This is a genomic window from Roseateles sp. (genome assembly GCF_019237615.1).
In the GTDB taxonomy this organism is placed as follows: domain Bacteria; phylum Pseudomonadota; class Gammaproteobacteria; order Burkholderiales; family Burkholderiaceae_C; genus Pelomonas.
Map to the genome: position 1 here is coordinate 11,274 of NZ_JAFAGT010000102.1, position 15,942 is coordinate 27,215.

The 15,942-nt window shown below is 69.1% G+C and carries 18 protein-coding genes and 1 pseudogene; 4 read left to right on the forward strand and 15 right to left on the reverse strand.

Features of this window, described 5'->3' with window-relative positions:
• Positions 1-581: 581 nt before the first annotated feature.
• The 3 genes and pseudogenes from JOY88_RS21825 to JOY88_RS21835 all read left to right on the forward strand — a co-directional run.
• Positions 582-875 (forward strand): YlcI/YnfO family protein, encoded by a 294-nt coding sequence (locus JOY88_RS21825; protein ID WP_293504756.1) that lies wholly within the window; start codon positions 582-584, stop codon positions 873-875.
• Entirely contained in the window at positions 872-1,189 is a 318-nt protein-coding gene (locus JOY88_RS21830) for a type II toxin-antitoxin system RelE/ParE family toxin (RefSeq protein ID WP_293504757.1), read from the forward strand. Before JOY88_RS21825 ends, JOY88_RS21830 begins: the two co-directional genes overlap by 4 nt.
• 546 nt (positions 1,190-1,735) lie before the next feature.
• Positions 1,736-1,930, forward strand: a pseudogene (locus JOY88_RS21835) (DnaB-like helicase C-terminal domain-containing protein); the annotation flags it as partial.
• Positions 1,931-1,968: 38 nt separating this feature from the next.
• Here the strand turns inward: JOY88_RS21835 and JOY88_RS21840 are convergent.
• On the reverse strand, positions 1,969-2,487 hold the full coding sequence (locus tag JOY88_RS21840; protein ID WP_293504758.1) for a TlpA family protein disulfide reductase: 519 nt from the start codon (positions 2,485-2,487) through the stop codon (positions 1,969-1,971).
• Position 2,488: 1 nt separating this feature from the next.
• Positions 2,489-2,845, reverse strand: a complete 357-nt coding sequence (locus tag JOY88_RS21845; protein WP_293504759.1) for an ArsR/SmtB family transcription factor — start codon at positions 2,843-2,845, stop codon at positions 2,489-2,491.
• A gap of 110 nt (positions 2,846-2,955) precedes the next feature.
• Between JOY88_RS21845 and JOY88_RS21850 the strand changes: the two genes are divergently transcribed.
• Complete coding sequence (locus JOY88_RS21850; RefSeq protein ID WP_293504760.1) at positions 2,956-4,068, forward strand: YeeE/YedE family protein; 1,113 nt, start codon at positions 2,956-2,958, stop codon at positions 4,066-4,068.
• On the opposite strand, the gene JOY88_RS21855 is transcribed toward JOY88_RS21850, so the two are convergent.
• From JOY88_RS21855 to JOY88_RS21915, 13 genes are all read right to left on the reverse strand, one after another.
• Entirely contained in the window at positions 4,038-4,547 is a 510-nt protein-coding gene (locus JOY88_RS21855) for a TlpA family protein disulfide reductase (RefSeq protein WP_293504761.1), read from the reverse strand. The two genes, JOY88_RS21850 and JOY88_RS21855, sit on opposite strands and share 31 nt — an antisense overlap.
• Entirely contained in the window at positions 4,544-5,467 is a 924-nt protein-coding gene (locus JOY88_RS21860; RefSeq protein ID WP_293504762.1) for an MBL fold metallo-hydrolase, read from the reverse strand. Before JOY88_RS21860 ends, JOY88_RS21855 begins: the two co-directional genes overlap by 4 nt.
• Positions 5,464-6,552 carry a YeeE/YedE family protein gene (locus JOY88_RS21865; RefSeq protein ID WP_293504763.1) on the reverse strand — a complete coding sequence of 363 codons (1,089 nt, stop codon included), beginning with the start codon at positions 6,550-6,552 and terminating at the stop codon, positions 5,464-5,466. Before JOY88_RS21865 ends, JOY88_RS21860 begins: the two co-directional genes overlap by 4 nt.
• 97 nt (positions 6,553-6,649) lie before the next feature.
• Complete coding sequence (locus JOY88_RS21870; protein WP_293504764.1) at positions 6,650-7,063, reverse strand: DsrE family protein; 414 nt, start codon at positions 7,061-7,063, stop codon at positions 6,650-6,652.
• 25 nt (positions 7,064-7,088) lie between these two features.
• On the reverse strand, positions 7,089-7,589 hold the full coding sequence (locus JOY88_RS21875) for a GlcG/HbpS family heme-binding protein (protein ID WP_293504765.1): 501 nt from the start codon (positions 7,587-7,589) through the stop codon (positions 7,089-7,091).
• Between the two features lie 17 nt (positions 7,590-7,606).
• On the reverse strand, positions 7,607-9,346 hold the full coding sequence (gene soxB, locus JOY88_RS21880; RefSeq protein WP_293504766.1) for a thiosulfohydrolase SoxB: 1,740 nt from the start codon (positions 9,344-9,346) through the stop codon (positions 7,607-7,609).
• Positions 9,346-9,978: a sulfur oxidation c-type cytochrome SoxX gene (gene soxX, locus JOY88_RS21885; protein WP_293504767.1), complete on the reverse strand. Its 633-nt coding sequence runs from the start codon at positions 9,976-9,978 to the stop codon at positions 9,346-9,348. Before soxX ends, soxB begins: the two co-directional genes overlap by 1 nt.
• An 11-nt stretch (positions 9,979-9,989) precedes the next feature.
• Complete coding sequence (gene soxA, locus JOY88_RS21890) at positions 9,990-10,811, reverse strand: sulfur oxidation c-type cytochrome SoxA (protein WP_293504768.1); 822 nt, start codon at positions 10,809-10,811, stop codon at positions 9,990-9,992.
• A 19-nt stretch (positions 10,812-10,830) separates the two neighbouring features.
• Positions 10,831-11,142, reverse strand: coding sequence for a thiosulfate oxidation carrier complex protein SoxZ (gene soxZ, locus JOY88_RS21895; RefSeq protein ID WP_293504769.1), 312 nt, complete (start codon positions 11,140-11,142; stop codon positions 10,831-10,833).
• 51 nt (positions 11,143-11,193) lie between these two features.
• The gene (gene soxY, locus JOY88_RS21900) at positions 11,194-11,652 is read right to left on the reverse strand and encodes a thiosulfate oxidation carrier protein SoxY (RefSeq protein WP_293504770.1); all 459 of its coding nucleotides are present in this window, start codon (positions 11,650-11,652) and stop codon (positions 11,194-11,196) included.
• Between the two features lie 79 nt (positions 11,653-11,731).
• Positions 11,732-12,817: a c-type cytochrome gene (locus JOY88_RS21905; RefSeq protein ID WP_293504771.1), complete on the reverse strand. Its 1,086-nt coding sequence runs from the start codon at positions 12,815-12,817 to the stop codon at positions 11,732-11,734.
• Positions 12,801-14,165: a sulfite dehydrogenase gene (gene soxC, locus JOY88_RS21910; RefSeq protein WP_293504772.1), complete on the reverse strand. Its 1,365-nt coding sequence runs from the start codon at positions 14,163-14,165 to the stop codon at positions 12,801-12,803. Before soxC ends, JOY88_RS21905 begins: the two co-directional genes overlap by 17 nt.
• A gap of 266 nt (positions 14,166-14,431) precedes the next feature.
• Positions 14,432-15,733, reverse strand: a complete 1,302-nt coding sequence (locus JOY88_RS21915; protein ID WP_293504773.1) for a sigma-54 interaction domain-containing protein — start codon at positions 15,731-15,733, stop codon at positions 14,432-14,434.
• Positions 15,734-15,942 lie beyond the last annotated feature (209 nt).

A 15,942-nucleotide genomic window follows, 5' to 3' on the forward strand; every position in this document is an offset into this window, starting at 1 on the left:
TGGCCCTTTCGATTTTGGTGCTCGCGCGGGCGCCGCTTCAGCCCAAATTGACTCGGTGTCCTACCCGAGAGGCTAGGAAGCGGTAGGACATGTAGAAAACGCCGTAGAAATTCGAAACGACGGATCGCCGCCGGAGAGCACCTGAGCGGCCTTGCACGCGGGCGAACGCGCAGTTCTCCCATGCCCGCGAACGTCGCAGGCGCCAGGAACCGCGTCGGCAACATCGCCGGCACCGCTCCCGAGACCCTACTCGTGGGCTTCCCGTTCAGGTCCGTGAATCGCTGCGCTTGCCCCAACGAAAATTGTTGCACGCAACGCTATTTTGGAAAGTGACGCCTCGGCGCGGCGTTTTCCTGGAACGTCGTTCGGGAAATCCGCTTGCTGCCTGATGTTCGGAGGGTAAGGCGACACCGCCTGCCGTACAGGTCCGCCCCATGGCGGCAACAGCAGGTGCAAAGCCAACCGGAACCATCAGCCTCAGCCATCGCGGCCCTGCCGGCGAATAGCAGTTGACGGCGCTGGGCCACGGGCTTGATCTCAGCGCCTTGACCTTGCAACACGTTTGCAACACACTTGCGGGCATGAAGACTGCGATCCTTCCTCAAGTGCGCGTTGAGCCGCAGCTGCGGGCCGACCTCGAATCGGTGCTACGCGAAGGTGAAACGCTGTCCGACTTTCTCGAAGCGACTGTGCGCCAGGCGGTGGACTACCGGCGCATGCAGTCCGAGTTTGACGCCCGTGCGGATGCTGCTTGGGCGCGGTTCCAGCAAACCGGCGCTGGAGTGCCAGCCCAAGAGGTCGTAGCTGAGATGCGTGGGCGGCTCGAAGCACGGCGCCGCGAGTTGCAAGGTCGACATCGCCCGGCCGACGCATGACCTTCACGGTCATTGTCGATCCCCACGCGAAGGCTGACCTGCTGAGGCTTTACGAGCACCTGCTCGAACGCGCGCAATACGTCGAGGATCTGGAGACTGCGGATCGCGCGCTGCAGGCCATAGATGCTGCGATGTCGTCTCTTGCAAGGGCGCCGTTCCTGTTTCGCAAGGCGGCCGGGTCGCGCAGCCCTTTACGGCGCGAGCTGGTCGTACCGTTCGGCGCTTCTGGGTACGTTCTCAAGTACGAAATCGCTTCGCCCCAGCTGGTGATCGTCCTGGCCGTTCGGCATCAGCATGAGGCCGACTACCACTGACGCTGCGAACCATGTGAACCCTGGGTGCGGCCTTCCGTGCAGCCGACCAACTTCTGCCGGTGCTGCAGTCCTGACGATTCCGATGTTTGGGGTTGCTGTTTCTTCTCGCTTGCTCGGACTGCGACGGCATTCATCGTGCTCCCATTCGAAGCGCCGAGACCAGGCGTGATTGGAGGATGACATGGCCAAGTGGCATCGCGCCAACCGCGGCGGAGAGAACTACAACCAAAAAGCCGAGAGGCAAATTTCGACGCCGGGGGGGGCCGGGCGCTGCGCGCCCGGCGGCCTGTGGACATGTGGACATGTGGACGATGCGCCAAATGGCGCACCGCCCTCAGCCGTGGACAACTGCTCGCAGTTGCCCACCGCTTCGGTCTTCGCCCACATGCCCACAGGCTCCACCAATTGAGTCAAATTCCGGTGAGCAGCCGCTGCCAAATCTGCGATCCGACCTGTCCTATCCGCAGAAATCGGCCTATCGGCGTAAATCGGGCGATTTCGGCCTCAAAAGCGCGTTGAAGCCTTGCAAGTTAGGAAATTTGCAAAGACATGATCATGTTCATCTACCGTGATGAGTGCTACACCAAGGACGAGTGCAAGGAGCCGGGGGTCGCTGAGATCATCATCGCCAAGCAGCGTAACGGCCCGGTGGGGACCGTGAAGCTGGCCTTCCAGCGCATGCACACCAAGTTCGAGAACCTCGCGCCTGGCTACGTCGGCGTGGAGCGCGACGAGTACTAGCGTCCGGTGCGCGACGGCTGCAGCCCAGCCCTTGCGCGCTAGAGGAAGCGTGCCAGTTGCTCGACGTCTTCCGGGAAGAGCTGGCCCGTTTCAGCCGCCACGACGCGGCCGTCGCGACCCCGCACCACGGTGACCGGCAGGCCCTGGGGCTTGGGCAGCTGGGCCTCCACGGCCGGCGTCACCCAGCCGCAGGGGAAGTCATAGCCGCGCCTGGCGCGATAGGCCTTGGCCGCGGCGGGATCTTTGTCGATGGACAGGCCCAGCACGCGCAGGCCGTGCTCGCGCTGCGCGCGCCAGAGCGCCTGGACGGCGGGCGTGACCTGGGCGCAGAACGGGCACCAGCTGGCCCACCAGTACACGACGACCACCTGGCCCTGGGCCGACGAGGCCTTGAACTCGCCGCCTTCGAGCAGCGGCAGGTCGGGCAGTCGCAGCATGCTGCCCAGGACCGGCACATTCTTCAGCGGCTCGGTGGCCAGCACCCGCGGTCCGCCCATGCCGAGCGCCAGCGCGGCGCCGACGCCGCGGCACCAGTGACGTCGGTCCAGCCCGGCCATGTCAGCGCAGGCCGCCGACGAGCAGACGCTCCTCGGTGGGCACCGGCGCGTCGCCGTCGAGTTCCACCGCCAACTGCGTGCAGACGGCGCGGCACAGCATGGCGACCTTCTCGCTCTGCAGCCGGTAGTAGATCTGCGTGCCGTCGCGGCGCTTGCCCAGGATGCCGGCGCGGTAGAGCGTGGACAGGTGCTGGGACATGTTGGGCTGGGTGGTCTGGATCTGCTCCAGCAGCTCGGAGACGTTGCGCTCGCCGTTGCAGACGGCGCTGATGATCTTGAGCCGGATCGGCGTGGCCAGGACGCCGAAGAGTTCGGCAGCGGACTCGAAAACGCGGTCTTCCTCGGGAGCGTCGGTCATCGCGGCGGCGTTCGGGTGGGGCAGGAAAATCACTGTATCAGCAAGCGCCGATGTGCGCTGCAGGGAATGGAGAATGTGGTGGCCAGAACTCTTGCTGATCGCTGACCGCCATGGATGAATCCAGCCTGCCCGCCCTGACTCACCAAGTCCTTGGTGCCGCGTTCGGCCTGACCGTGCTGTTCGGCGCCCTGTGCCAGCGCACGCGCTTCTGCACCATGGGCGCCGTGTCCGACATCTACGCCATGGGCGACTGGCGGCGCGCCCGCATGTGGATGCTCGCAGTGGCCGTCGCGATGCTGGGCTTCAACGGCCTGGCGGCGCTGGGCCTGGTGGACCCGGCCGCCAGCATCTACACGGGGCCGCGCCTGCTGTGGCTGTCCGGGCTGCTGGGTGGCCTGCTGTTCGGCTTCGGCATGGTGCTGGGCTCGGGCTGCATCAGCCGCAACCTGGTGCGCCTGGGCGGCGGCAACCTGAAGTCGCTGGTGGTGCTGGTGGTGGCGGCCGTCGCGGCCGGCGCCACGCTGCGCGGCCTGACGGCCGTGCTGCGGGTGGCCACCGTCGAGAAGGTCTTCGTGGAGCTGCCAGCGGGCCAGGCGCTGCCCAGCCTGCTGGCCGGCGGCCTGCCGGGCAGCCCTCTGGCCTGGGGCCTGGGCATCGCCGTCATGGCGGCGGCGGCGCTGATGGGCTGGGCCCTGCTGCCGCGCGAGGGGCGCACCGCCGAGATCGTGCTCGCCGGGCTGGGCGTGGGGCTGCTGATCTCGGCGCTGTGGTGGGTGTCCGGACACCTGGGCTTCCTGCCCGAGGACCCGCGCACGCTCGAGCCGCTCTATCTGGCGACGAACTCGCGCCACATGGAGTCGCTCAGCACCATCGCGCCGGTGGCCTATGCGCTGGACTGGCTGCTGATGTTCAGCGACCAGTCCAAGACGTTGACGCTGGGCATCGTCAGCGTGGCCGGCATCGTCGTCGGCGCGGCGCTGATGGCCTGGCGTGACCGCAGCTTCCGCTGGGAGGGCTTCGGCAGCGTGGGCGACCTGGGGCTGCATCTGGCGGGCGCCGTCTGCATGGGCGTGGGCGGCATCGTCGCGATGGGCTGCTCCATCGGCCAGGGCGTCACGGGCGTGTCGACGCTGTCGCTGGGCAGCTTCATCGTGCTCGCGGCCATGGTGGCCGGCGCCTGGCTGGGGCTGCGCTACCAGGACTGGCGCCTGGCGCGGGCCTGAGCCCGCAGCAGCGCACGCAGGTCTTCGTCGCTCATCTCTCCCGGGATGCAGCGTGGCTGCGTCGGCGCGTCGCCCAGCCAGCAGGTCATGGGCACGACGCGGCGCGGCGTCAGCTGCGGACGCAGCGCGCAGTCGCCGCTGCCGTCCACGATGACGGGGAAGTCGTAGCCGCGCCGCGCTACGGCGCGGCTGACGGCGTCGGGCTGACCGTCGACCGCGACGCCCAGCACGGCCGCGCCCGGCGCCTCGCGCAGCAGGCGGTCGAGCCGTTCGTTGTGCCGCTGGCAGAAGCCGCAGTCCACCGACCACAGCACGGCGAGCACCGGTCCGCGGCGCCAGAAGTCGGCTGCCATGGGGCGGCCCTGGACGTCGGTCTTGGGCGGACCGCCGGGGCAGAGGGCCGGCCAGGTGTCGGCGCCCGGTGCGGCCTGGGCCAGGCCGAAGGCCAGCAGTCCGGCGCAAAGGGGCCGCCACCTCATGGCGCGCCGCGCTCCATCAGCAGGTAGGTGTTGTAGGCGTTCATGCGGTTGGCGGCTCGAAACAGCGGCAGGGCCTCGAAGGCCGACCAGTCCGTGCCGGCGTAGGCCTCGTCGAAGGGCTGCATGTCGGCGGCCGCACGACCCATGGTGTCGCGCAGGTACTGCAGGTAGTCGCGCGTCAGTTTCAGGTCGGCCAGCGCCTCCGTGGAGGCCGGTCCATGGCCGGGGACGATGACCGCAGGCGCGGCGGCGATGAGGCGTGAAAGCGCCGCGATCCAGCCGCGGCTGTCGGCTTGGCCGACATAGGGAATGCGTCCGCGGAAGACCAGGTCGCCGGCAAAGAGGACGCGCGCGCCCTCGACGAAGACGGTCAGGTCCTCCGGCGTGTGGGCCGGCCCGACATGGCGCAGCTGCAGGCGCACGCCACCCAGTTCCAGTACCTCGTCGTCGTGCAACCAGCGGTCGGCCGGCACGAGCCGGGTGTGCGCGTCGACCCAGGGGGCCAGCGTTTCGCGGCTGGCCTGCAGGCGCAGCTGCGCGGCGTCGGATTGCAGGTATTCGCGCCCCGCCTCGTGGGCGATGATCGTGGCGCCGCGGTCCTTGAACACCTGCAGGCCGTAGACATGGTCGGCGTGGTAGTGGGTCAGCACCACGTAGCGCACCGGCTGGAGCGTGACCGCGCGGATGGCCTCCAGCAGCGACTCTGCCAGCGCCGGCGACCCGAGGGCGTCGATGACGATCACGCCGGCCGGCGTGACGACGACGCCGGCGTTGGAGATGAAGTTGCGGTTCTGCGCCGAGCCCAGTGCTGCCTCGCCCTGCACGAACCACACGTTGGGCGCGACGGGTTGCAGGGTCAGCGGCGCCGCGATGGCGGCGGCGGCCCACCAGGCCAGCAGCAAGGTGGCCAGACGCTTCATGGCCTGGCTCCCGCTTCGGTGGCGGCCGGCGGCGCGTCGCCTTGGTCGACGAGCCGATCGGTCAGCGCGGCCGCGGCCCACATGCCGGCCAGCGTGACCCAGGACGTGGCCGTGAACACCGCAGCACCAGACAGGCCGGCCCCCACCGCGCAGCCGCCCGCCAGCATGCCGCCAAAGCCCATGCAGACGGCGCCGACGATGTAGCGTCGCATGCTGGCGCCGCCCTGGAAACCCTCGAGCCTGAGCTCGCCCGACAGCGCCGCCGCGAGGAAGGCGCCGAGGAAGACGCCGGGGATCAGGCCCAGGTCGAAGCTCGGCGGCTTGTCGCTGACGAAGAGCACGCGGCTCAGCACCTCGGCCGAGGGGCCGGTGAAGCTCAGCGACTGGATGGGGTGTGGGTCGAAGGCCAGCCTGGAGATGGCGTAGGTGAACCACCAGCCGGCCGCCACGGTGAGGCCCACGCCGATGGCGCCGCCCCAGCCCCAGGCGCCCACGCGCTGGCGTCTGGCCCAGAACACCGCGGCGGCGAACCAGGCGGCTGCGAACAGCAGTGCGCCGCCATGGCCGATGCCGGTGCGGGCCAGCAGGTCACGGGCGCCGCCGCCGTCTATGGTCCACCACTCGGAGATGGCCAGCCGCAGCGGTGACAGGGCGCCGGTCAGCGCCGACTGCGCCGTGACGGCGAAGACCAGTCCAGACAGCAGCGCGCGCAGATTGCCCTGGGCTGCCAGCACGAGCAGCCGGCTGGAGCAGCCGCGCGCCAGGATCATGCCCATGCCGAACAGCGCGCCGCCGAGGGCTGCGCCGGAGAGGCTGCCGCGGGCGGCAATCTGGCGGGCGTTGCCGGCGTCGAACCAGCCCAGCAGCACGAGGGCCTGCGTGGCGCCCACCGCGGTGGCGAAGGCGAACAGCCAGACCGTCAGCCGGCCGCCGGTGCGTTGGTGGCGGGAGAACTCGATGACGGCGGCGCGCAGGCAGAAGCGCGAGCGCTGCGTGAAGAAGCCGAACAGCACGCCGATGAGTGCGGCGCCCAGGGCCAGCGTGCCGGGTTCGCCCAGCGTGTCGATGGCGGATTCAAGAAACATGCAGCGAACTTCCGTGGGCGGGCGGCAGCGGGCCGGGCGCCGGGGGCCTCAAGCCGGCCCACCATCTCCCCGGGGACTGGCCGGCGTACCCGTCGGCCTAGGGCTTGATGTAGGCGTAGCCTTCCTTCTGCAGCTTCACGAGGCGTACGACGCCGGAGGGCGTGTAGTCGGCCTCCAGCACGAACTGGTCCTTGTTCAGGCCGCGGTTCTTCAGCGTGATCTCGCAGACCTCGAAGCGCACGCCGCGGGCCTTCAGCGCAGAGATCAGTGGTGCGAACTCGGTGCCGTTGGGCGCTTTGGCGCCTTCCATCAGCAGGTCCACGCCCTCGGCATGGGTGACGACGGTGATCTGGGCCGAGGGATCCGTGTCGAGGTGGTTACGGATGTTGCGTAGGCCCTTGAGCCCTTGCGTGGCGGCGTTGTCGAAGTGGTAGACGACGAGGTCGCCGGCCCAGGCGAGCGGGGAGGCGAGAAGCATGGTGAAGAGGACGAGCAGGAAGCGCTTGCGCATGGGGGTCTCCTGGCGCGGTTGGGAATCAGTCGTGCAATTCGATCAGGGCGGTCACGGCCCGGACGCCGGCCAGCGCGCAGGCGTCGTCGGCTTCGGCACCGGGCGCGCCCGACACGCCGATGGCACCGACGATGCTGCCTGCGGCCTCGATGACCTGGCCTCCGCCTATGGCCATGACCTGGGTCGACTGGCGGATGCCGCTCATGGTCTTGCCGGCCTGGGTCTCGGCCGCCAGCGTGGCAGTCGGCATGCGAAAGCTCGCCGCAGTCCAGGCCTTGCGCGGCGCGATGTCCAGCGTGTGGGCGCCGGCGAAGCGGTCACGCAGCAGCACCTGCACGAGGCCGCTGCGGTCCACCACGGCGACGGCGACCTGGTGGCCGGCCAGGCGGCAGTGGGCGAGCGCGGCCTGCGCCGCCGCGAGGGCCGTCTCAGGCGTCAGCTGCTGTGCGCTGTAGAGAGGCGGCGCATCGGCGGCGTGGGCCGAGGCCGTCAGCGCCAGCGTGGCAAGCATCAGCAGTCGCTTCATGGCCTTTTCTTCCTCGCTCAGCCGCCCAGCAGGCCGGGATTGCCCTGCATGGCGACCAGCTTGGGCGCATTGATGGCGCGTGGCTTCACGCGTCCGCCCTGGGCCTGCAGCCAAGTCTCGACATGCTCCCACACGGGCTTGATGCCCGGCGTGCGCTTCGCTTCCTCGGCGACGGGTGCCCAGCCGGCCACCTTGTAGTGCTTGTCGGCGTCCAGCGGCTTGCCATTCAGGCGCATGTCGGTGATGCGCCGGCCCATGGCCTCGGTGGGCTGCATGGTGTAGCTCAGGCCACCCACGCGCACCATGTCGCCGCCCTGCTGGTAGTAGGGGTCGGGGTTGAAGAGGTTGTCGGCCACGTCTTCCAGTACCGTCTTGATGGTCGCGCCGGTCATCTCGGTCAACGTGGCATAGGGGTAGGTGATGGCCAGTTGGTCCATCAACAGCTCGCGCGTGATGGTGTCGCCCGGCAGCAGGCTGGTGCCCCAGCGGAAGCCCGGCGAGAAGGCGATCTCGGCGCCCTGCGTGTCCATCAGCGCGTCGCAGATCAGCTGATCCCAGCTGCCGTTGAAGTTGCCGCGGCGGTACAGCAGGCCGTCGGTGACGGCGAGCTTCTGGCCCAGCCTGGCCTCGTAGGGCGCACGGATCTTGGCGATCAGCGCCTGCATCTCGGGATCGGGGCGCAGCTGGTTGGCGAACACGGGCAGCAGGCGGTAGCGGAAGTCGACGAGCTTGCCGCCCCTGACGTCGAAGTCCATCACGCCGAGGAACTTGCCGTTGCTGCCGGCGTTGGTCACCAACGTTGTGCCGCCGGCGTTCTTCACCGGCACGGCCACGGGCACGCCGTCATGCGTATGGCCGCCGAGGATGGCGTCGATGCCGCGCACGCGCGAGGCCATCTTCAGGTCCACGTCCATGCCGTTGTGCGACAGCACGCAGACCAGCTGGGCGCCGGCCGCGCGGGCCTCGTCCACCACCTTCTGCATGTTGGCGTCCTGGATGCCGAACTCCCAGTCCGCCACCATGTAGCGCGGGTTCGCGATGGGCGTGTAGGGGAAAGCCTGGCCGACGATGGCGACCTGCACGCCGTTGATGACCTTCAGCGTGTAAGGCTTGAAGACAGGGTCACCGAAGTCGGCCGTCTTGACGTTCTGGGCGACGAAGTCGACCTTGCCGGCGAAGTCCTTCTCGACGATCTCCTTGACGCGCTCCATGCCGTAGGTGAACTCCCAGTGGCCGGTCATCACGTCCACGCCCAGCAGCTTGCAGGCGTCCACCATGTCCTGGGCATTCGTCCACAGCGAAGTGGCCGAGCCCTGCCAGGTGTCGCCGCCGTCCAGCAGCAGCGCGCCGGGGCGGCTGGCCTTCAGCCGCTTGACCAGCGTGCTCAGGTGGGCGAAGCCGCCCACGCGGCCGTAGCGGCGCGCCGCGGTCTCGAAGTCCAGCGCGGTCAGCGCATGGGCCACGGCGGTGCCGGGGCGCAGGCCGGCGGCCTTCAGCAGCGATTCGCCGACGAGGTGCGGCACCTGCCCCCGCATGCTGCCGATGCCGAGGTTGACGCTGGGCTCGCGGAAGTAGATGGGCTGGAGCTGCGCGTGGCAGTCCGTCATGTGCAGCAGCGACACGTTGCCGAACGGCGGCAGATCGTAGAGCCGGGCCTCGGCCTTGTCGGTCGCCGCCTCGGCCTCGCGGGCCAGCGGCAGGCCGGCCACGGCCGCGCAGGACAGCACCTGCAGGAAATCCCGTTTGGACAGCGACATTACTGGTTCACCGGCGACTTGGGGTCGAGCAACAGGGCCATCACGTCGCGGATCTGCTGTTCGTTGAGAAGCTCGGCATGGCCGAAGCGCGGCATGTTGGAGCAGGCGGCGTAGGCCTTGCTGTTCCACAGCTTGCCCCAGGTGTACTTGACGATGGCGGCCGAGGCCGGGTCCGCCGGGTCCGCCACGCCGCGCAGCTTGCCGTAGTTCCACAGGCTGGGGCCTATCGTGCCGAAGGAGATCTCCTTCTTGTCGATCTGGTGGCAGTTGTAGCACATGGCCCCGTTCTTGGCTGCAGCGGTGCTGGCGTCGGTCCAGGTCATGCCGCGGCCGTTCTGGGCGAGCTTCTCGCCCTCCTTCCAGTCGCCGATGAACTGACCATCGCTGGGCCATTTCACCGCGGCGAGCTGCGCGGTCTCGATCTTCTTCGCGACGGCGGCGGAGGGCGGTTTGGCCTGGGAGCAGGCCTTCTGCGCGTCGTCCTGGTTCAGCCGCTCGACCGTGGCGATGCCCTGGTCGCGGAAGCTGGCCCGCATCATCGCGGCGGTCTGCTGGTCGAGCTGCCTGGCGGTCTGCGCCTGGGCGGCGCCGGCGGCGATCACCGCGAGGGCGGTGAGGTGGCGGATCTTCATCGTCGTTCTCCTCAGCGCTTGATGGCGGGTGCGATGGATTCGGCGCCCTTGGCGTTGACGCCCATGTAGACGCCCAGCGCCACCGTCACGTCGGACGCGAAGCCGGGGTAGGGGAAGCGCTGCTGGCGGAAGCAGTCGTTGAGCCGGCGCTGCATGCTCCACAGCTCCCCGCTGGAGACGCGGTAGGCTGGCCAGGCCGCGAAGCCGACGCCGTCGCCGGGATTCTTGGTCAGGTTGGGCAGGTCTTGCAGGCGGATGCGCTTGCCGTCCTCGCCGTGGCAGCTGGCGCAGGCGAAGTCCATGGGCCCGCCACGGTAGAAGAAGGCGCGCTTGCCGAGTTCGTAGGCGCGCTTCTCCTCGGGGTGCTTCTGCGGCAGCGCCATCTTCATGCCGCGAGACATCGACGAGATCCATGCGGCCAGCGCCGTCACCGAGGCCTGCTCGCCCTTGTCGAAGGGCGTGGCGGCGATCTCGGCGGCGTCGAAGCCCTGCAGCGTCTGCATGCAGCTCAAGAGGCGCGATTCCAGGTCCTGAACCTTGCGCGTGTCGGGGAACCAGCGTGGCAGCTGCACCCAGGCGCCTTTGACGACGCCCGGACCCAGGCCCAGGTCGCAGGCTTCCAGCGACACGTTCTTGGGCCCGCGCGGCGTCTTCCACAGATCCTCGCCCTTGGCTTCGAAGAGCTCGGCAGGGTTGCCGTCCTCGAGCATCTTGCGGTACTCGGCAATGCCGTCGGCGGCGGACTTGGGTTGCTGGGTCTGGGCCAGCAGCGGCACGGCCGTGAAAGCCGCGGTGGCCGCTGCGATGGCGGCCATCATTCTGGTTGAGCGCATGTCCCCTCCGGTGGAGTGATCAGGAAACGGTGGCTTCGTCGGTGCGGGTCTCGCCGCGGTTGTCGCGCCAGGTGACGGCGATCTTGTCGCCGGCCTTGGCACCCTTCACGATGAACTGAAGGAAGGGGTTCTTGGACACGGAAGGGCCCCACTCGGCGCTGAGCACGGGCTTGCCGTTGAGTTGGGCCGTCACTTCCTGGATGAACCAGGCGGGGATGGTCTTGCCGGCGGCGTCCTTGCGGAGGCCGGTCTCCATCTCGTGGCTCATGAGCACGCGGACGGTGGTCTTGTCGCCGGCCGCCTGGGCTCGGATGCGCATCGGATCTGGCATGTCTTGTTTCCTGTTTCGAGGTGCGAATGGGGAATGCGGGTGCGACGGCGATCAGCCGCCGCAGCCGCCCAGGGTGACCTTCACTTCCTTCTGGGCGTAGAGCACGCGGCCGTCGGCCATCAGCGCCACGGCCAGCACGTTGGACGACTGGCCCATCTTCACGCGGGTCGTGAAGCTGGGTTCGACGAACTCGTTCACGTCAAAGGCCGCCGACAGCACGCTGGGGTTCTTCTCCACCAGCAGCAGCAGGCGCTTGGCGCCGGCCAGCGTCGTGGACGCGCCCACGGGCACGACGGCGCCGTTCTCGGCGATGTCGGGCGCGGTGACGGTGACGTCCTTGCTCTCGACCGGAGCGCCGGCGCCCAGGGCCTTCATCAGGTCAGCGATGGTCTTGGCCTCGAAGGCCGCCGTCGGGTAGGCAGCGAAAGCGGCACGGGGCATCAGGCCCAGGCCGCCGAGCATCAGGGCCACCTGGGCGGAGCGGGCAAGCGCGGTACGACGGTTCAGCATGAGGGTCTCCTTGAGGGGGGCCATGTTGGCGAGGTGAGGGGGGTGTGCATGCGGGAAGTCCTTGCGGTGCTTCCGCGGATCAGCGGTTGGCGGCGCCGGCGGCGAGCCAGCCGGCGATGGCCTTGAGTTCGGCGTCGGACAGCGGCTGGGCTGGCATGGGGATGGGGCCCCAGACGCCTTGTCCGCCGGCCTTGATTTTGGCCGCGAGATAGGCCTCGGCGTCGCCGCGCGAAGCGTACTTGGTGGCCACCTGCTTGAAGCCGGGGCCGACAAGCTTCTGGTCCATGCCGTGGCAGGCCGTGCAGGAATGCTTCTTCAGCAGCGCCAGCGCGGCGGCGGCGGCGCTCGGCGCGGCGGCGGGTGCGGGCGACGGCGCGACGTTGATCGGACCGTCGCGACGCGCGCCGGCGGGGCGTGTCGTGTCGACGCCCCGCTGCGGACCGACGAGGCGCTGCTGCTCGGCCAGGTTGCCGTTGTTGTTGCGGGCGAAGTCCGGCAGCAGCGAGGCGACCTTGGGCTCGGCGTCGCAGTCGTGCATGCAGGCCGTGGCCTTCACGTCGAAGGCGCCCGCCTTGCCCAGTCCCTTGCCCGGCCACATCGCGTGCGCGGTCGTCACGCCGTTGCGGTTGGGCAGGCGCTTCTGCACGTCGGCGATGTTGGTGTCGCTCAGCGTGAAGTCGTCCGGCACGATGTTGCCCAGGCTCAGCAGATAGGCCGTCACCGCGTAGACCTCGTCGGTCTTCAGCGACTTGGGCGCGTTCCAGGGCATGGCACGGTTGATGTAGTCCCACAGCGTGGAGACGGTGGAGACCTTCATCAGCGTGGTGCGACCGGGGAAGGTGGTGTCGTTCAGTCGCGCGACGCGGCCGGTCTTGATGTCCTCGGCCGTGGTGCCCCCCACCAGCGGCGAGAACACTTCGTTGCTTTCTCCGAAGACGCCGTGGCAGGACGCGCACTTGGCTTCCCACACGTCCTGGCCCTGGCCGACAGAGCCGGCGCCCTTGGGCAGGCCCTTGAAGTCAGGCCGCACGTCGATGTCCCAGGCCTTGACCTCGGCCGGCGTGGCCGCACGGCCGATGCCGGGGTAGGGGGTCTGCGCCGCGGCCGGGCCGAGCGCGGCCAGCGCCAGCAGCGCCGTGGCGTAATGCTTAAGAGAGCTGGACATTGCGCACCTCCCCGCTCTCCTCGACCAGCCAGGACTGGATGGCGTTGTTGTGATAGATCGACCGCGTGCCGCGCACGGCGCGCAACTGGCGGGTGGTGGGCTGCACATAGCCGGTCTCGTCCATCGCGCGGCTCTGCACGATGGCCGGCTTGCCGTCCCATTGCCAGTCCAGCGTGAAGCGCGTCAGGCATTTGCTCATGACCGGGTCCTGCAGCCGCGCGGTGCGCCAGTTGCGGCCGCCGTCGGTCGTCACGTCAACGCGCTTGACCTTGCCGCGACCGGACCAGGCCAGGCCGCTGATCTGGTAGTAGCCCTTGTCCAACAGTACCTGACCGCCGGAGGGCGTCGTGACGACGCTCTTGCATTCCTGGGTGCTGGAGTACTGGCGGTGCAGGCCGCCGGGCATCAGGTCGACGTAGTGGATGGTCTCGTCCTTGGTGCCGTAGGGCTGGTCGCCCACCTCCAGGCGGCGCAGGTACTTGACCCAGCTGACGCCCTGCACGCCGGGCACCACCAGGCGCAGCGGATAGCCCTGCTCGGGGCGCAGCATCTCGCCGTTCTGGCCGTAGGCGACGAAGACCTCGCCGCTCTCGACCAGCTCCATGGGCACGGTACGCGTCATGCTGGAGCCGTCGGCGCCCTCGGCCAGCACGTAGCGGGCGCGCTTGTAGTCCACGCCGCAGAGATCGAACAGCACGCGCAGCGGCACGCCGGTGAACTCGCTGCAGCTCAGCATGCCGTGGGTGTACTGGCAGGTGGGCACGGCCACGTTGCCCCATTCCATGCCGGTGTTGGCGCCACACTCGATGAAGTGGAAGCGGCTGACGCTGGGCAGGCGCATCAGCTCGTCCATCGTGAAGACCAGCGGCTTCTTCAGCAGTGTGGCGTCGCTGCCGTTGACCATCAGCCGGTGCTTGGAGGGGTCGATGTCCCACCAGCCCTGGTGGTGGCGTTCGAAGTGCAGGCCGCTGGGCGTGACGATGCCGAACAGCGACTGCAGCGGTGCGAAGGACACCGAGGCCTGCGTCGTCTGCGTCAGGCCCGGGCTGGGGCGGCGCTGTACGTTGGCCTCGTACTTGGACGGCTTGCCGTAGCCCTCGGAAGCGACCGGCTGGCCCAGGCCCCGGCTGTGCTCGGGCAGGGTCAGGATGTTGGGGTCGCCGTCGGCGGCGGACTGCGCCGCCGCGGCCGCCGCGCCGCCGCCCGCCAGGGCCGCCGCGAAGGCGTTGCGCACGAAGTCGCGCCGGTCCTGCTTGGCCTCGTCGAACACGGCCCGGACGCCGTCCGGCGACAGGAAGTTCTCGGGCGCCTTGCGCAGGCGTCCGGCGTGGGAGGGGTCTTGGCTCAAGACTGCATCTCCCGGGCTGTTGGGCAGGGCCCGGCCGTGCCGGGGCGGGCGGAACGGGCGCGGGGGTGCGCCGCGGAATCGGAGCACGGCATAGGAAGCCTTGTCTTCTGCGGCCTGGCAGCGGAGCCGGGCCTGGGTCCATCCATCCGGCCGCCGGGCCGTGAGGCGGCGGCCGTCACCGATGCTGCGCAACACAACATCAGTAAGTATTTATATTAACGATTATGGATGTTTGATGGATGGGTGGCAACCCTAGCCTTGCCGGGTCAGCTGAGCCCCAGGGCCTTGAGGCGGCGATAGAAGGTTCGCTCGCTGATGCCAAGCCGGGCCGCCATGTCCCGGCGGCTGAGGCGGCCTTGCGCCACCAGGCGGCGGATCTCCTGGTCGAGGTCGGGCGCGTCAAAGGCTGGCGGCTGCGCCGGCCAGTCGGGCAGGTGCTCCGGCCGCACGATGCCGTCGTCGGCGAACAGCCGGGCGCGCTCCAGCACGTTGCGCAGCTCGCGGATGTTGCCGGGCCAGTCATGGGCCTGCAGCCGCGCCATGGCCGAGGGCTGGACGGTGATGCGCTGCACGCTGCCGCGCTGGATGAAGGAGTCGACCAGCAGCGGGATGTCGTCGGCGCGGTCGCGTAGCGGCGGCAGCAGAATGGGGAAGGCGGCGATGCGGTAGTAGAGGTCCTGGCGGAACCAACCGTCCGCGACCATCTGCTGCAGCGGCTTGTGCGTGGCGGCGACGAGCCGGAAGTCGGCCTGCTGCGTCTCGGTGGCGCCGACGCGCCGGAAGGTGCCGGATTCGATCAGCCGCAGCAGCTTCACTTGAATGCCCAGCGGCACGTCGCCGATCTCGTCGAGGAAGAGCGTGCCGCCCGCCGCCGTCTCCACCAGCCCCGGCTTGCGGCCATGGGCGCCGGTGAACGCCCCTTTCTCGTGGCCGAACAGCTCGCTTTCGAACAGCGTCTCGGGCAGGCCGGAGCAGTCGACGACGACGAAGGGGCCTTCGCGGCGGTCGCTGGCCTCGTGCACGGCGCGGGCGAACAACTCCTTGCCGGTGCCGGACTCGCCGAGCAGCAGCACGGGCAACTGCGCGCGCGACACGCGCTGCACGGCCTCCAGCGCGGTGTTGAAGGCCGCGGAGCGGCCGACCAGGCCGTCCCGGCTGGCACGGGCGGAGGCATGCTTCACGGTGGTGAGACGCTCGACGTAGGCGACCACCCGGTCGTCGCCGTCGAGGATGGGTCGCAGCTCCACGTCGACGTGCTCGGGACCGCGCGGCGTGTGGTGGATGTGCAGCACGCGGTCGGGCCCCTTGAGCTCGAAGGCGCGTTTCATGGGGCAGTGCTCGCCGGCCTGGTCGCAGGGCAGGTCGTAGTGATGGGACACGCGATAGCACTTGTGGCCAAGGTAGGGGCGGTCAGCCCTGCCGAACTGGCGCTGGTAGGCGGTGTTGGCGGCCAGGATGTTGTAGTCCGGGTCCAGCACGATCATCGGCTGGGCCTCGTGCTCCAGGTAGGACACCAGCGCCCGGAGCTGCGGTGGCTGGGGGGTGGTCTCGTTGGGCGTGGAAGGCATGGGTGGGTCCGGCGACGCCCTTGGTGCGAATGGGGGCGATTGTGCGCGATGACTGCCATTTGCTCTGCCAATTCGCTGCCATATGGCAGTTAATGGCGTGCTTCATCAGGAGCTTACGGGCAACGGCATGCCGTGTCGCCTGCGGTGATTCTTGTTACGAATCAATGGCTTGTGATCCGGCATCGGGCGGAGGCATGGGCCTGGCACGC

What these genes read in the sequence shown, in the direction of transcription:
- JOY88_RS21860 (WP_293504762.1), bottom strand. Translation starts at nt 5,467, where the DNA reads ATGAAGCGTCTGGCCACCTTGCTGCTGGCCTGGTGGGCCGCCGCCGCC.
- soxZ (WP_293504769.1), bottom strand. Translation starts at nt 11,142, where the DNA reads ATGCCAGATCCGATGCGCATCCGAGCCCAGGCGGCCGGCGACAAGACC.
- soxX (WP_293504767.1), bottom strand. Translation starts at nt 9,978, where the DNA reads ATGAAGATCCGCCACCTCACCGCCCTCGCGGTGATCGCCGCCGGCGCC.
- JOY88_RS21830 (WP_293504757.1), top strand. Translation starts at nt 872, where the DNA reads ATGACCTTCACGGTCATTGTCGATCCCCACGCGAAGGCTGACCTGCTG.
- JOY88_RS21870 (WP_293504764.1), bottom strand. Translation starts at nt 7,063, where the DNA reads ATGCGCAAGCGCTTCCTGCTCGTCCTCTTCACCATGCTTCTCGCCTCC.
- JOY88_RS21845 (WP_293504759.1), bottom strand. Translation starts at nt 2,845, where the DNA reads ATGACCGACGCTCCCGAGGAAGACCGCGTTTTCGAGTCCGCTGCCGAA.
- JOY88_RS21865 (WP_293504763.1), bottom strand. Translation starts at nt 6,552, where the DNA reads ATGTTTCTTGAATCCGCCATCGACACGCTGGGCGAACCCGGCACGCTG.
- JOY88_RS21915 (WP_293504773.1), bottom strand. Translation starts at nt 15,733, where the DNA reads ATGCCTTCCACGCCCAACGAGACCACCCCCCAGCCACCGCAGCTCCGG.
- soxB (WP_293504766.1), bottom strand. Translation starts at nt 9,346, where the DNA reads ATGTCGCTGTCCAAACGGGATTTCCTGCAGGTGCTGTCCTGCGCGGCC.
- soxA (WP_293504768.1), bottom strand. Translation starts at nt 10,811, where the DNA reads ATGCGCTCAACCAGAATGATGGCCGCCATCGCAGCGGCCACCGCGGCT.
- JOY88_RS21825 (WP_293504756.1), top strand. Translation starts at nt 582, where the DNA reads ATGAAGACTGCGATCCTTCCTCAAGTGCGCGTTGAGCCGCAGCTGCGG.
- JOY88_RS21840 (WP_293504758.1), bottom strand. Translation starts at nt 2,487, where the DNA reads ATGGCCGGGCTGGACCGACGTCACTGGTGCCGCGGCGTCGGCGCCGCG.
- soxY (WP_293504770.1), bottom strand. Translation starts at nt 11,652, where the DNA reads ATGCTGAACCGTCGTACCGCGCTTGCCCGCTCCGCCCAGGTGGCCCTG.
- JOY88_RS21850 (WP_293504760.1), top strand. Translation starts at nt 2,956, where the DNA reads ATGGATGAATCCAGCCTGCCCGCCCTGACTCACCAAGTCCTTGGTGCC.
- JOY88_RS21905 (WP_293504771.1), bottom strand. Translation starts at nt 12,817, where the DNA reads ATGTCCAGCTCTCTTAAGCATTACGCCACGGCGCTGCTGGCGCTGGCC.
- JOY88_RS21875 (WP_293504765.1), bottom strand. Translation starts at nt 7,589, where the DNA reads ATGAAGCGACTGCTGATGCTTGCCACGCTGGCGCTGACGGCCTCGGCC.
- JOY88_RS21855 (WP_293504761.1), bottom strand. Translation starts at nt 4,547, where the DNA reads ATGAGGTGGCGGCCCCTTTGCGCCGGACTGCTGGCCTTCGGCCTGGCC.